The organism is Amycolatopsis sp. NPDC051758 (genome assembly GCF_044453095.1).
In the GTDB taxonomy this organism is placed as follows: Bacteria; Actinomycetota; Actinomycetes; order Mycobacteriales; family Pseudonocardiaceae; genus Amycolatopsis.
This window is the reverse complement of sequence record NZ_JBITCJ010000001.1, coordinates 1,178,687-1,192,797: the sequence shown is the minus strand read 5'-3', so window position 1 is coordinate 1,192,797 and position 14,111 is coordinate 1,178,687. Positions and strand designations below refer to the sequence as shown.

Here is a 14,111-nt window from a genome sequence, read left to right as displayed (position 1 = left end):
TCCACAGCCGAGCCCCCGGCCCGTTGTGCCGTCACACCGCCGACCGCGACGGTGGAAGCCGGGCCACCCACGGCCCGCACCGACGACGGGGGAGGAACGCATGACGGGGGAACGACCGCTGGTGGTCGCCGCGGACGAAACCGTGCTCGACGAAATCCTGCGAGTGGCCGCGGTCGCGGGCTGCGAACTCGACCGCGCACCGGACCTGACGGCGGCCCGCGGCCACTGGGCCCGCGCGCCGCTGGTGGTCCTCGACGAAGAAACCGCGCGGCTGCCACCCGCCCTGCCCCGGCGCCGCGGCATCGTCCTGGTCTGCAAGGGCAGCCCGGGGCCGAGCACGTGGGAGCACGCGTTCCGCGTCGGCGTCGAGCGCGTGATCGCGTTGCCCGACGAGGAGACCGAGCTCGCGGGCGCGTTCGCCGACGTCGTCGAAACCCCGGCGGAAGAGGCCGGCCTGGTCCTCGCGGTAATCGGCGGCCGAGGCGGCGCGGGAGCATCCGTCTTCGCCTCGGCCCTGGCCCTGGCGGCCGACCACGACCCGGGCGGCGCCCTGCTGGTCGACTGCGACCCCCTCGGCGGCGGCCTGGACCTGTTGCTGGGTTTGGAAAAGACGCCCGGGCCACGCTGGCCGGAGGTCAGGCTGAGCGGCCGCATCTCGGTCTCCTCCCTGGCGGCGGCCCTCCCGCAACGACGCCACCGCGGCGGCAGCCTCCCGGTGCTGGCGTGCCGCGAGGGCGAAGGCCCAGCGGCCGAATCACTGTCGGCGGTTCTCTCGGCCGGCCGCCGCTCGGGCCGCACGGTGGTGTGCGACCTCCCGCGCACCCTCACCGAGGCGGCGGCGGAAGCGGTCACGGTGGCCGACCTGGTGGTGCTGGTCGCCCCGATGGAGTTCCGCGCGATCGTGGCGGCGAAGCAGGTGCTGCGCGGCCTGTCGGACCTGACGGCCCGAGTCGGCGTCGTCGCGTGTGGACGGTCCCGCAACGGAGTCTCCCCAACCCGCACGGCGGCCCTCCTGGGCCCGCCCCTGCTGGCCGACATGCCCGCAGAGCGCGGCCTGGCGATGGCCCTGGAGCGCGCCGAGTTCCCGGCCAAGCCGACGGGCCCCTTGGCATCGGCAGCAGCCCGGGTCCTGTCCGTAGCCCACCGCGAAGCCCGGGCGGCAAGCCGATGAGCACCCAACCGGACCTCCGCAGCCCCGCACCCCCAACCCGAGTGGGCGACCTCCTGCTCCCCACACTCCTGACCCTCGCCGGCCGTGGTCCGGTGAGCGCGAAGAACTTCCTGACCTTGCTGGCATCCCCACCCAACCCGCAGCGACGGTCAGCAACTCAGGCGACGGCCCTGCTCGCCCAAGGCCCGCACCACTCGAGTCCGTCGTCGGGCACCCGCGTGACAGCCAACCTCGGAGCGACCCCAGGCGGCCAGCCTGCGACGATCGAGTTAGTGGACCGCGCCTGCACCTCGTCGCCATCGGCGGCCAACCCCGACCCGCGCCTTTCCGCTTCCGAGCCTCGTTGCTCCCGACCACCAACCCAGGCGGTGACCCCGTGATCACGGAGTTCGTCGATCGCGCCCGCACCCCACTGCTACCGGCGGCTGACTCCTGGCCCTTCCGCTTCCAAGCCCTCGTTGTTCCCGAACTACCCCAGGCGGTGACCCCATGACCACCGACTTCGTCGACCGCGTCCGCAACCGCCTCGCCGGCGACCGCCGCCAAGCCGACCCCGTCGCCGTCGCGACCGCGGTCCGGGCCGAAGCGGGCGGCGCCCTCGGCCACGACGCCGTGCTCGACGCGGCCCGCCAGGCCCGCGACGAGTTCGTCGGCGCCGGCCCCCTCGCCCCGCTCCTCGACGACCCGTCGACCACCGACGTGCTCGTCACCGGCCCGGACGAGGTCTGGACCGACGGCCCCGAAGGCCTCATCCGCACCGGCATCCGCTTCACCGACGAGGAATCCGTCCGCCGCCTGGCCCAGCGCCTCGCCCTCGCGGCGGGCCGACGGCTCGACGACGCACAGCCCTATGTGGACGGCTGGCTGCCCGGCTCCGGCCCCCACGGCCGGATCCGCGTGCACGCGGTCCTCCCACCGATCGCGACGAACGGCACCTGCCTGTCCCTCCGCGTCCTCCGCCCGGCGACGCACGACCTCACGACTCTCCAAGAACTCGGCGCCTTCGACGCGAGCGGCGCGAAGCTCTTGCAGACCGTCGTCACGCGGCGGATGGCCTTCCTCGTCACCGGCGGCACGGGCGCGGGCAAAACCACACTCCTGGCCGCGCTGCTCGGCGCGGTCGACCCGGCCGAGCGGATCGTCTGCGTCGAGGACGCCGGCGAGCTGCAGCCCGCCCACCCGCAGTTCGTCAGCCTCGTCGCCCGACCGGCCAATGTGGAGGGAGCGGGCGTCGTCGGCCTGCCCGAGCTCGTGCGCCAAGCGCTGCGCATGCGCCCCGACCGGCTCGTTGTCGGCGAGGTCCGCGGCGCCGAGGTCGGCGCCCTGCTCACCGCGCTGAACACCGGTCACGACGGCGGCGCCTGCACCGTCCACGCCAACTCCCCGGCCGAGGTGCCCGCCCGCATCGAGGCGCTGGCCGCACTCGGCGGCCTCGGCCGCGAAGCGGTCCACAGCCAGCTCGTCGCCGCGATCCGCGTGGTCCTCCACATGCGACGCGAGCCGAGCGGCCGACGTCGCCTCGCCGAAGTCGGCGTACTCCGCTCCGAGCACGGCCGGGCCCGTGTGGTCCCGGTGTGGCGAGCCGGCCGCTGGACCGTCGACCGCCACCTGTTCGTCACGACGGGGGCGATCGCATGCTGACGCTCATCCGAACCTCCTTGCTGGTCAACATCTTTTCGTGCCGGCGAAGGCGGCGACGATGATCACCGCGTGGTTCCCGCTGTGCGTCGGCGCAGCCCTGGCGTGCTGGCCCGCAGCGCCGAGCCGGCTCCAAGCCCTGGTCGAGAAACCCGCGACGCTCCGAATCCCCGACGTCTGGGGCGTGGTCCGATGGCTGCTCCCCGCCGCACTCGCCGGCCTGCTCGCCGGGGCCGGCGGCGCGCTCGCGGCAGGCGTGCTCACGCTCGCGTGGCGCCAGGAATGGCGGGCCCATCGCCGCGGCGCCGAGGAACTCGCGATGGCCACGCACGCCGCGACGGCGTTGCGGACGATGGTGGCCGAGCTCCGCTCCGGCGCCCACCCGGTGACGGCAGCGGAAGCGGCTGCCGAAGCCGTCCCGGCGGTAGCGGATGACCTCCATTCCCTGGCGGTGGCTGCCCGGCTAGACGGCGAGTTGCACGCACCGGCACTCCCGGAACTCGCCGCGGCCTGGACCCTCGGCAAGCGCTACGGCCTGCCGATGGCCGAGGTCCTCGACGCGGCCCGCCGCGACGCCGAAGCCGGTCTGGCCTTTGCCCGCCGGATGCGCGCAAAACTCGCCGGCCCCCGCGCGAGCGCCGCGGTGCTCACCGGCCTTCCGGCCCTGTGCGTGTTGCTCGGGCAGGTCATGGGCGCCGAGCCGTTGTCGGTCCTGGCCGACAGCACGCCAGGCCAGCTGCTGCTGGTGGTCGGTAGTTTGCTGCTCTGGGCCGGGACGGCCTGGTGCCGCGCCCTGACCGGACGGGTCCGGATCCGATGACCGCGGCGGCTCTCCTTGTCTTCGCCGGCGCGCTCCTCGTCTGGCCGGGCGACGCCGCCGTGGCGCGGCGCTACAGCTGGCTGGCCGAACATGGGAAGCCGGCGCCCACCCGCGAGTGGCACCCGGCGATACCGCACATCGCGACGACCTTGGGCGGCGTCTCGACAGCGGTGCTGATCGGCGGAGTGACCGGAGTCGTCGTGGGCGCCGTCGTGACCGCCACCGGCTGGTGGGCGATCCGCCGGACGCGGCGGCCACGCGCACCCACGATCGACATCGCGGCAAGGCTCCGGCTGGCAGGGACGCTCGACCTCCTCGCGGCTTGCCTACGTGCCGGCTTGCCCGTCTCCTCGGCACTCGACGCCGTGTCCGGCACGGCGCCCGCCGAGGCCGACGCGGCGCTGCGCTCGACCGCCGGGTTGCTCGCCCTCGGCTCCCGCCCCAGCGAGGCCTGGGCGCCGGTGCAGGCCGTCCCGGGCCTCGCGGAGCTGGCGGTGGCGGCGATCCGGACGTCCCGCTCGGGCGCCGCATTCGCCACCGCGGCCGCCGACCTCGCCACCCGCTTCCGCGACGAGCTGGCAACCGGAGCGGAGGAACGAGCCGAGCGGGCAGGCGTGGCGCTCGCACTCCCGGTCGGCCTGTGTTTTCTGCCCGCCTTCTTCTGCCTGGGCGTGCTGCCGGTCGTCCTCGGCCTGGCCGGACGGCTCGGCCCACTCTTCTGACCACGGACATTCAAGGAAAGGGAATCCCATGCGCGCGTTCCACCGACGGCCCACGTCCGACGACGGCTCCACGACGGTCGAGTACGCGATCGTCACGGTCGCCGTCGCGGCCTTCGCCGCTGTCCTCTACACCCTGCTCACCGGTGACACGGTGGTGTCGTGGCTGACGAGCCTGGTCATGAAGGCCCTGACGGTGCCATCGTGAGCCGCCGCGACGACGGCTCGGTGACGGTCGAGGCGGCGCTCGGCCTGGCGAGCCTGACGGTGGTGACGGTCCTGCTGCTCGCCGGCCTGACGGTCCTGACGGGCCAGCTGCGCTGCACGGACGCAGCCCGCGAAGCAGCCAGACTCCTGGCGAGAGGCCAGCCACACGAGGCGGCAGCAGCGGTCCACACGATCGCCCCACCCGGCGCGAACCTGAACATCCAGCAGGCCGGCGACGCAATAACGGTAAAGGTGACAGCCCAGCCGGCCGGCGGCCTGCTCCCAGCGGTCCACCTGGATGCAACCGCCTACGCGGTGGCCGAGCCCGGCACGGAGGCCGCCGATGCCGAGGGCTGACCCGCGAGCCGGCCGACCCGCAGACGGTCCCGACAGCGGAGTGGCCACGATCTGGACAGCAATGGCGATAGCCGCTCTGGCCGGCGTAGCGGTCCTCGGCTGCTGGCTCGGAGCGGCGGTCGTCGCACGGCATCGCGCAGAGACCGCAGCCGACCTCGGCGCCCTCGCCGCAGCCTCGCACGCCGCGGAAGGACCCATCCGAGCATGCGAGCGCGCCAGGTGGGTGGCAGATCGGATGGGAGTCGCACTGCTGACCTGCCGATGGCAGCGGCTCGACGCCCTGGTCGAAGTCCAAGCGCCCAGTTTCGCCGGACTGTCCGCCCCGTCGGCCCGCGCCCGCGCCGGACCCGCCGGCCAGCCGCCGTGACCGAGCGACCCGCCAACTCCCGAGACCACACGCGACGGCCGGCCATCCGAAACAGCGCACGTACCCAACCGCCCGCTGACGTCGGCCCGGACTGGCCGCCCGCCGGCTGGCCGTCCCCTCACCTGTCCCGTGATGGCCGGCCACCCGCCACCGGCCACTCCGCGACCAGTGGCACACCTCACCAACTGGCTACCGACTCCCCAGCGGAACACCCCACGCCCCACTCACCGGGACAGCCCCAGCCTCTCCCCGGCCAGCGGACGCCGACCGGTCGGTATGCCACGACGACCGGCTGATCCGCGCGACCCGACGACGAGCGGCCGATGGTCACGGGCAGCGGTCGTCAGTGCACGGCGAGCGGTCAAAACCGCTGCCCACCTGCGCCGATACAAGGCGCTCCAGCCGCCGGCCGGCCCGCCGGCGCCCTTCCGGTCCTGGGGTTTCCCACGACGAACGGTCCTTGTGCGGTCACCGCTCACCGTTGAACCGCGCCGCCGGGTTCGGTCCGGCGGTCGGGCTACTGGGCGTTCATCGCCCCGTAACCACCGGTTGTCGCGCGGGGGTTCCGGGCGATGTGCAACTTGCCGTTTAGTGAGATGTGCGACACCACGAGAGCGTTTAGCCGGGGTCGCGGCGAACCGGAACCTAAGGCAGGAAAGACAATGTTGGACGCGAATTGGCCGGACAGCTGGCGCGGTGCCTTCCGCATCGAACTGCGCGCGGAGGCGATCGGTCTCGCCTGGCGTGGCTGGCCGGTGCTCCCGGGCGTCAACCCCGCTCCGCTCACCGACGGCGACGACCTCACCTGGCGCCGTCCGGTCCCGGCCAGTGACAACTGGCGCGAGCAGATCGGCACCCACGCCCACGAGGTCGCCACCTGGTTCTCCGACCGCACCCACAGCCTCCTCGTCGCCACCGGCACCGTCCTCGACGCCATCGAGGTCGACGACGAACTCGGCAAGCGCGCCTGCCGCCTGCTGCGCGCCCTCGGCCACCCGGCGCCGATCATCGCGCTGCCGAACGGCCGCTGGCTCTTCCTCACCACCGTCGCCGACCAGATCCCGGCCGAGCTCGCCTCCCGCGCCGCGGTCCGGTGGCACGGCAAGGACAGCTGGATCCCGCTGCCCCCGTCGCCGTTCCAGCACGGTGTTGTGCACTGGCGCGTCAAGCCCGAGGTCTGCGGCTGGCACCTGCCGGACGCCGCCGAGGTGCACGACGTGCTCGTCCGCGCCCTGGCCGGCGCCGACGCCGCGCTGCTGGTCCAGACGACCGCGGCCTGAGTCGGTCGGCACCACAGCACCCCGAACCACCGCCGTCGGCCGGTCCCAGCCCGGCCGAGGCGGAGTAGGACACAACTCCATGGACCACCAAGTGGCCGTTCTAGGCACCGTGTAGACGCAACGCCCCGAGCACGGTGTCCAGAACTGCCACCGCACCCGCCTTGTCCAGCGGTTCGTTGCCGTTCCCGCACTTCGGCGACTGAACGCAGGACGGGCAACCCGTCGGGCACTCGCAGGAGATGATCGCCTCCCGCGTTGCGGCCAGCCACGGGACAATCGCGGCATAACCGCGTTCGGCAAATCCCGCACCCCCGGGATGGCCGTCATGCACGAACACCGTTGCCTCCCCGGTGTCTTCGTGCCGCGCGGTACTCACCCCGCCGATGTCCCACCGGTCGCACGTAGCGAACAGCGGTAGCAGGCCGATCGCCGCGTGCTCGGCGGCATGCAGGGCACCGGGGACCCGTGCCGGAACCAATCCGGCACGGGGACCCGGTGCCCCGCCACCCTCGCGAGCGGGCCCCCGACCGCTCGCCAGGGTTTCCTCTCCGGTCCCCACCGGCCCCGCAGATTCGGTCCCCACCCGATGGCCCCCGGTCCCCGCCTCGCCATCGGACGAAGAATCGGAGACGGTCTCGAGCAGCTCCGCCGAGACCGTGTACCAGACGGCCCGCGTGCGCAGGCTCTGCTCCGGCAGGTCCAGCGGCGTGTGGTCCAGCACCTCCCCGGACGGCCGCCGCCGCAGGTAGCCGATCACCTGCGACGTCACGGCCACCTCGCCGAGGCAGACGCTCACGCCACCGAAGTCCTGCTTCTCCTGCGTGCTCAGCACCGAGATGTCCACGATTTCGCGCGGGGTCGTCGTCCAGTCGGGGTTCTCCGAGTGCACCATTGCCAGCCCGGTCTCCAGGTCCAGCTCGTCGACGACGTACGACGACCCCTGGTGCAGGTAGACGGCTCCCGGATGCACGGCGAAGCACGCCGATCCCGGATCGACCGTCCCCAGCATCCGCCCGGAGTCCGACTCGACCACCGCGATCTGCTCACCGCCGGTCCCGCGGATGCCGACTTCGGCGTGCGGCCGGTCCCGCGACGTCCAGTACCACCCGCTCGACCGGCGCCGGAGCAGCTTCTGCTCGGCCAGTTCGGTCAGCACCTCCTGGGCCGCAGAGCCGCCGAACATCTCCAGCTCCGGGAGCGTCAACGGCAGCTCGGCGACGGCGCACGCGAGCTGCGGCGCCAAGACGTACGGGTTCGCCGGGTCGAGCACCGCCGTCTCCACCGGCCGGTCGAGCAGCGCCGCCGGGTGGTGCACCAGGTAGGTGTCGAGCGGGTCGTCCCGCGCGACGAACACCACCAGCGCCGAGTCGCCGGAGCGGCCCGCCCGCCCCGCCTGCTGCCAGAACGACGCGAGTGTGCCGGGGTAGCCGGCGAGCACCACCGCGTCGAGCCCCGCGATGTCGACGCCGAGCTCCAGCGCGTTGGTCGTCGCGACGCCCAGCAGCCGTCCCGACAACAGTGCCGCCTCGAGTGCACGCCGCTCTTCGGGAAGATAGCCAGACCTATACGCCGCAACGGTTTCGCACAACCGTGGGTCCACTTCGGACAGAATGCGGCGCGCTCCCAGCGCGGCCAGTTCGGCGCCCCGGCGCGACCGGATGAACGCCAGTGAGCGCGCACCTTCGACCACGAGGTCGGCGAGGATCCGCGACGTCTCCGCGCCGGCCGAGCGCCGGACCGGCGCGCCGTTTTCGCCGGTGAGCTCCTCCAGCAACGGCGGCTCCCACAGCACCACCGTCCGGGCGCCGCGCGGCGACGCGTCATCCGTCACGGCGGCACACGAGACGCCGGTGAGCCGCGAAGCGAACGAAGCCGGCGACGCCGTCGTCGCCGAAGCGAGCACGAACACCGGCGAAGCGCCGTAGTGCTCTGCTACCCGCCGAAGCCGGCGAAGCAGCAGCGCGACGTGCGACCCGAAAACGCCGCGATAGGTATGGCACTCGTCGACGACCACGCAGCTGAGCCGCCGGAAGAACGACGCCCACCGCCCGTGCTGCGAGAGGATCCCGCGGTGCAGCATGTCCGGGTTCGTGAACACCCAGTTCGCGTGCGAGCGCACCCAGTCGCGCTCGACCATCGGCGTGTCCCCGTCGAACGACGCCGCCCGCACCCCCGAGACGTCCAAAGAGGACACCGACCGCAGCTGGTCCGCGCCCAGCGCCTTCGTCGGCGACAGGTACAGCGCGTTCGCCTTCTCGCCGGCGGCGAGCCGGGACAGCACCGGCAGCTGGTACGCCAGCGACTTCCCCGACGCCGTTCCGGTCGAAATCACGACGTGCCGGCCCTCGTACGCGTGCGACGCGGCTTCGGCTTGGTGCGCCCAAGGAGCCGAGACGCCGCAGTCACGCAGCGCAGTCACCACGGCCGGATCGGCCCACGACGGCCACTCTGCGTAGCGCGCGTTCCGGTCCGGCAGGTCCGCCACGTGCGTGACCGGGTTCTCGCGCGCCGGGATGCCGGCGGTCACCCGCCCCAGCAGCCGCCGCCCACGTGAGTCCTCCACCAGCCGAGCTTGGCACAGGGGTCCGACAGTTCCCGCATCCTCAACTGCGCCAACGGATCGGCGAAAGAGTGATCGATCAAGTGAGGAGCCTCACAAGGTAACGGAATGTACCGTCACCGGGACGGCGTGAAGGTGCTGGTTGCAGTACCAATACACTCCCGCAATCCACACTCTCTGTGGTGAGCGTCATGTGAGACGTGCATTGCTGCCCGGCTAGCGTGTCGCTCGGTACAGGGTCCATGCCAGCGCCGGCCGTGTCGAACCCTCGGCTTGCCGTCGACGCTGGCGCTCGGCGACGTCTCCTGGAGGACGAATGTCACGGCAGTTCCTCGCGGAGGGCGGGTCCATCACGCTCTCCGGAGGTGGCTACACGATTGTCGGTGTAGTCGCCGTGGTCGCGCTTGCCGCACTCGTCATCGGCTACGTCCTGCTCAAGGAGGTGCTGGCCGCAGGCCAGGGCACCGCCAAGATGCAGGACATCGCCAAGGCGGTGCAGGAAGGCGCGGCTGCATACCTCAAGCGCCAGCGGAACACTCTCGCCATCTTCGGCGCGATCGTGTTCCTCTTGCTCTTCGCACTCCCCGCGGACGACTGGAACGAGAAGATCGGCCGGTCGATCTTCTTCCTGGTCGGCGCGGCGTTCTCGTTCGCGATCGGCTACCTCGGCATGTGGCTGGCCACGCAGGCGAACCTGCGCGTGGCCGCCGCGTCGCGCGAGGAAGGCGGCCGTGAGGTCGCGATGCGCGTGGCGTTCCGCACCGGTGGTGTGGTCGGCATGATCACCGTCGGCCTCGGCCTCTTCGGTGCCGCGGTCGTCGTGCTGGTCTACACCGGCCAGGCGCCGAAGGTGCTCGAAGGCTTCGGTTTCGGCGCCGCGCTGATCGCCATGTTCATGCGTGTCGGCGGCGGCATCTTCACCAAGGCCGCGGACGTCGGCGCGGACCTGGTCGGCAAGGTCGAGCAGGGCATCCCGGAGGACGACCCCCGCAACGCCGCGACCATCGCGGACAACGTCGGTGACAACGTCGGCGACTGCGCCGGCATGGCCGCGGACCTGTTCGAGTCCTACGCCGTCATGCTCGTCGCCGCGCTGATCCTGGGCAGCACCGCCTTCGGCGTGCACGGCCTGATCTTCCCGCTGATCGTGCCGGCCATCGGTGTCATCACCGCGGTCATCGGTGTCTACATCACCAAGGCACGCGCCGGCGAGGGTGGCCTCGTCACGATCAACCGCTCCTTCTACATCTCCGCGGTCATTTCCGCGGTGCTGTCGGCGATCGCGGCGTTCGTGTACCTGCCGAGCAGCTTCTCCGACTTCGGTGCGGGCTTCGAAAACGCGGGCAACCCGGCGGTCATCGCGACCGTCGCGGTGATCATCGGCATCGTGCTCGCGGCGATCATCCTGAAGCTGACCGGTTACTACACCGGCACCGAGTACAAGCCGGTCAAGGACGTTGCGCAGACTTCGGAGACCGGCGGCGCGACCGTCATCCTCTCCGGCATCTCGGTCGGCTTCGAGTCCGCTGTGTACACCGCGCTGGTGATCGGCGCGGCTGTGTTCGGCGCCTACCTGCTGGGCGGCGGCGTCGCGCTGTTCGCCGTGGCGCTGGCCGGCACCGGCCTGCTGACCACCGTCGGCGTCATCGTCGCGATGGACACGTTCGGCCCGGTTTCGGACAACGCGCAGGGCATCGCCGAGATGTCGGGCGACGTCGACGAGAAGGCCGCGCAGATCCTCACCGAGCTGGACGCGGTCGGCAACACCACCAAGGCCATCACCAAGGGCATCGCGATCGCCACGGCGGTGCTCGCGGCGACGGCGCTGTTCGGCTCCTACTCCGACGCGATCGAGAAGACGCTGGCGGGCATGGGCAGCGGGGTCGCGACCGGCCTCGACGCGGCGAACTCGTTCGTCAACACGATCGTCAGCCCGAACACGCTGGTCGGCGTGATCATCGGGGCGGCTGTGGTCTTCATGTTCTCCGGTCTCGCCGTCAACGCGGTCTCCCGCGCGGCCGGTGCGGTGGTTTACGAAGTGCGCCGCCAGTTCCGCGAGATCCCGGGGATCATGGAGGGCACCACCCGTCCCGAGTACGGCCGGGTCGTCGACATCGTCACGCGCGACTCGCTGCGTGAGCTGACGACGCCGGGTCTGCTGGCGGTCTTCGCCCCGATCGCGGTCGGTTTCGGCCTGGGCACCGGCGCGCTCGCCGGCTACCTGGCCGGCGCGATCGCCTGCGGCACCCTGATGGCGATCTTCCTCGCCAACTCCGGTGGCGCGTGGGACAACGCGAAGAAGCTGGTCGAGGACGGCAACCACGGTGGCAAGGGTTCGTCCGCACACGAGGCCACCATCATCGGTGACACCGTGGGTGACCCGTTCAAGGACACCGCCGGCCCGGCGATCAACCCGCTGATCAAGGTGATGAACCTGGTCTCCGTGCTGATCGCGCCCGCCGTCGTGCAGTTCTCGATCGGCCCGGACGAGAACGCCGCCGTGCGCATCATCATCTCGCTGGTCGCGGTCGCCATCATCGTGGCGGCGATCGTGGTCTCGAAGCGCCGGGGGACGGTCCTGACCGACACCCCGACGGAGATCAAGGCCTGACGCAGTACCCCGTTCCCGGGCCCGGCACGCAGCGTCGCGTGCCGGGCCCGGGGCGTGTCGGGTCATCCCACACTGGCCTGGCGACTTGCGAAGCGGCACCGAGTCGGTACCGTCGGGCACTCCGGGACGTCGTCGAGCAGGAGGTGTTCAGGTGCGGCCGCGGTCAACCGTCTTCGCCGCCCTAACCACGACGATCACGATCGGCCTCGCCGGCTGCGGGCAGCAAGCCGCCACGCAGGCGCCGCCGCGGGACCAGGGTCTGTCGGTGACGACCGTGGTGCCGCAGGCCGATCCGGCGGCGAGATGGGCGGACGCCTACTGCGGCGCGGTGACGCACCTGGTCCGCGCGCTGGCGGCGCTGCCGACCGTCGACCCGAGCACGCCGCAGCGGGCGTCCCGGACGTCCAGTGACCTGCTTTCGTCGGTGGTCGGCGGGCTCGACCAGAGCCTCGCCGGGCTGAACGCGCTCGGCGCGCCGCCGGTGCCGGCGGCGGACGGCGGGCGCAAGGACGTGATCGGGCAGTTCGCCGAGATCCGCGAGCAGGCCGAGAACGCGCGTCAGCGCATCGACGCCGTCCGTGGTGACGCGACGGCGACCAAGGAGGCCCTCGGCGAGGCCAGGGCCACGCTCGACCGCATCGACGCGCTCGACTACCTCAAGGGCCTCAAGGACGTCCCGGCCCTCTCAGCGGCCGAACAGCGCGCGCCGAGCTGCCACCAGCTCGACCAGCCACCTCGGTGAAGATCGGGCGCGACTCTCGCGTTGAATCGAACTTGTGTTCTAGTATGGCGCGGTGGATCGGACGATCTCGCTCTTCTCCGCCGAGGCCAGCGGGCCGGGTCTGGGTGACCTGGCCGGGCTGTTGTGCTGCCACGGCCAGATCACCGGCTTCGGGCGCACCGCCGCGCGGCTGTCGGTGGTCGTCGCCGAGCCGTGGCGGGCGCACATCCTCGCCCGTGAGCTCCGCCAGCGCGGTGCCGACGCCCAGGTCTCGAAGGCCGACTGCGGCAGCCCGCAGGTCCGGACGTCGTTCCGGGTCGATCTGCTCCCGCTCGCGCTGAGATGGCTGCGTGCGGGCTGCGCGGGCCCGGTGGAGGACGACTCGGGCAAGGCGGTGCCGGCGGACTTCCGGCTGAGCGGCGCGATGCTGCGGATGTGGGCGCTGGCCGGCGGCCGGCCCGGCACACAGGGGTACCTGCTGGGCGTCGACCCGCTGGCGCCAGACATGCACGAGCGGCTGGTCGACGCGCTGACGCCGCTGGGCGTCATGGCGAAGCTGACCGGCCCGAAGGCCGAGGTCCCGGCCGTGAAGGTGACCGGGAAACGCAGGTTGGAGGCACTGCTGGAGCTCATCGGGGAGCCGCCGCGGGGCGCCGAAGCGGCGTGGCCGGGCGCGGCGCCGCAGCCGGTCTCGCACCCGGAGGCCGTGACGAGTACGGCCTGACCGGGTGCGAGTACCGCGTCAGGGCCGGGGCAGGGTGCAGCCGGCCTGAGTGAGCGCGATTTCGTTGGCCGCGGTGAGGCAGGCCGGGATGCCGTAGGTCTCCTGGCCGTAGTTGGTGCCCTGGTGCACGGTGACGTTGCCGGCCTGGTCGACCTCGCACGGGTTGTTGTCCGTGCAGCGTGCGCCGTCCTCGTTGCCGGTGTTGTTCACGCCGACGACCTTGCCGCCGGAGACGATCGGCGAGCCCGAGGTGCCGCCGATGGTCTTGCAGGCGGAGGTGTAGCGGATCGAGTCCTTCCAGGTCCAGCTGCCCTCCTTCAGCCGGTAGACGAAGCCGTCCACGTTGCAGGAGTAGATGCGCTTCCAGTAACCGGAGACGACGTCGATCGCCGCGCCGGCAGTCGGGTGCGCGTTCGACAGCTCGAGCGGCGAAATCCCGTAGCTCGACTTGATCTGCGCGTAGGTGGTGGTGAGCTGGTAGAGCGACACGTCGGTGTCGGTCATCGTGCCGTAGACGATCTTCTTCGCCCGCAGCGTGCCCGCGTTGCCGCCACTGGCGTTGAGCAGCGTGAACGTCCGGCTGGAGGTCCGGTTGGTGATCACCTGCCCGGGCGCCGGGAAGCCGGTCTCGAGGCAGTGGCCGTTGGACATGACGAGGGCGGGTGCGGTGTCCGGCGTCGCGGCCGGCTTGACCACCGAACCCGAGCAGTTGGACAGCGCCACGGTGCCGGCGAAGTTCGCCGCGGCCGCGTTCGCCGGGGTGACCCCCAGTAATACTGTGGCGGTCGCGGCGGTGAACAGGGCGCCGAGGAGGCGTCGGGTCATGGCGGATCCTTTCGGCTGGACGGGGAATCCAGTGAAGCGGTGACATCCCCGCGCCCACCACCGTCGAACGGAGGGTATCCGGATGGTCACGCGCTAGGCTGCGCGGGACGT

At 71.9% G+C, this 14,111-nt stretch carries 13 protein-coding genes; 11 read left to right on the top strand and 2 right to left on the bottom strand.

Translation table 11 applies throughout. The annotated features are described in order from the left end of the window. The first annotated feature begins 100 nt into the window (after positions 1-100). From ssd to ACIA5G_RS06205, 8 genes are all read left to right on the top strand, one after another. Positions 101-1,171 carry a septum site-determining protein Ssd gene (gene ssd / locus ACIA5G_RS06240; RefSeq protein WP_395921116.1) on the top strand — a complete coding sequence of 357 codons (1,071 nt, stop codon included), beginning with the start codon at positions 101-103 and terminating at the stop codon, positions 1,169-1,171. Between the two features lie 489 nt (positions 1,172-1,660). Next, positions 1,661-2,812, top strand: coding sequence for a TadA family conjugal transfer-associated ATPase (locus ACIA5G_RS06235; protein WP_395921115.1), 1,152 nt, complete (start codon positions 1,661-1,663; stop codon positions 2,810-2,812). Positions 2,813-2,870: 58 nt separating this feature from the next. Further along, complete coding sequence (locus tag ACIA5G_RS06230; protein ID WP_395921912.1) at positions 2,871-3,629, top strand: type II secretion system F family protein; 759 nt, start codon at positions 2,871-2,873, stop codon at positions 3,627-3,629. Continuing rightward, complete coding sequence (locus ACIA5G_RS06225) at positions 3,626-4,351, top strand: type II secretion system F family protein (RefSeq protein WP_395921114.1); 726 nt, start codon at positions 3,626-3,628, stop codon at positions 4,349-4,351. Before ACIA5G_RS06230 ends, ACIA5G_RS06225 begins: the two co-directional genes overlap by 4 nt. A 28-nt stretch (positions 4,352-4,379) precedes the next feature. Then, entirely contained in the window at positions 4,380-4,556 is a 177-nt protein-coding gene (locus ACIA5G_RS06220) for a DUF4244 domain-containing protein (RefSeq protein WP_395921113.1), read from the top strand. A 20-nt stretch (positions 4,557-4,576) separates the two neighbouring features. Next, positions 4,577-4,912 (top strand): TadE family type IV pilus minor pilin, encoded by a 336-nt coding sequence (locus ACIA5G_RS06215; RefSeq protein ID WP_395921911.1) that lies wholly within the window; start codon positions 4,577-4,579, stop codon positions 4,910-4,912. After that, entirely contained in the window at positions 4,854-5,279 is a 426-nt protein-coding gene (locus ACIA5G_RS06210; protein WP_395921112.1) for an Rv3654c family TadE-like protein, read from the top strand. Before ACIA5G_RS06215 ends, ACIA5G_RS06210 begins: the two co-directional genes overlap by 59 nt. Before the next feature lie 662 nt (positions 5,280-5,941). Then, the gene (locus ACIA5G_RS06205) at positions 5,942-6,559 is read left to right on the top strand and encodes a bifunctional DNA primase/polymerase (protein ID WP_395921111.1); all 618 of its coding nucleotides are present in this window, start codon (positions 5,942-5,944) and stop codon (positions 6,557-6,559) included. A gap of 100 nt (positions 6,560-6,659) precedes the next feature. Here the strand turns inward: ACIA5G_RS06205 and ACIA5G_RS06200 are convergent, their stop codons facing one another. Beyond that, on the bottom strand, positions 6,660-9,086 hold the full coding sequence (locus ACIA5G_RS06200; protein ID WP_395921910.1) for a DEAD/DEAH box helicase: 2,427 nt from the start codon (positions 9,084-9,086) through the stop codon (positions 6,660-6,662). Between the two features lie 349 nt (positions 9,087-9,435). Between ACIA5G_RS06200 and ACIA5G_RS06195 the strand changes: the two genes are divergently transcribed. The 3 genes from ACIA5G_RS06195 (at position 9,436) to ACIA5G_RS06185 (ending at position 13,175) form a co-directional block, all read left to right on the top strand. Beyond that, a complete protein-coding gene (locus ACIA5G_RS06195; protein ID WP_395921110.1) occupies positions 9,436-11,730 on the top strand; it encodes a sodium-translocating pyrophosphatase in 2,295 nt (764 codons plus the stop codon). A gap of 151 nt (positions 11,731-11,881) precedes the next feature. Further along, positions 11,882-12,472, top strand: coding sequence for a hypothetical protein (locus ACIA5G_RS06190; RefSeq protein WP_395921109.1), 591 nt, complete (start codon positions 11,882-11,884; stop codon positions 12,470-12,472). Between the two features lie 52 nt (positions 12,473-12,524). Next, the gene (locus ACIA5G_RS06185; RefSeq protein WP_395921108.1) at positions 12,525-13,175 is read left to right on the top strand and encodes a hypothetical protein; all 651 of its coding nucleotides are present in this window, start codon (positions 12,525-12,527) and stop codon (positions 13,173-13,175) included. Between the two features lie 18 nt (positions 13,176-13,193). On the opposite strand, the gene ACIA5G_RS06180 is transcribed toward ACIA5G_RS06185, so the two are convergent. Continuing rightward, a complete protein-coding gene (locus ACIA5G_RS06180; RefSeq protein WP_395921107.1) occupies positions 13,194-14,000 on the bottom strand; it encodes a serine protease in 807 nt (268 codons plus the stop codon). Positions 14,001-14,111: the final 111 nt, after the last annotated feature.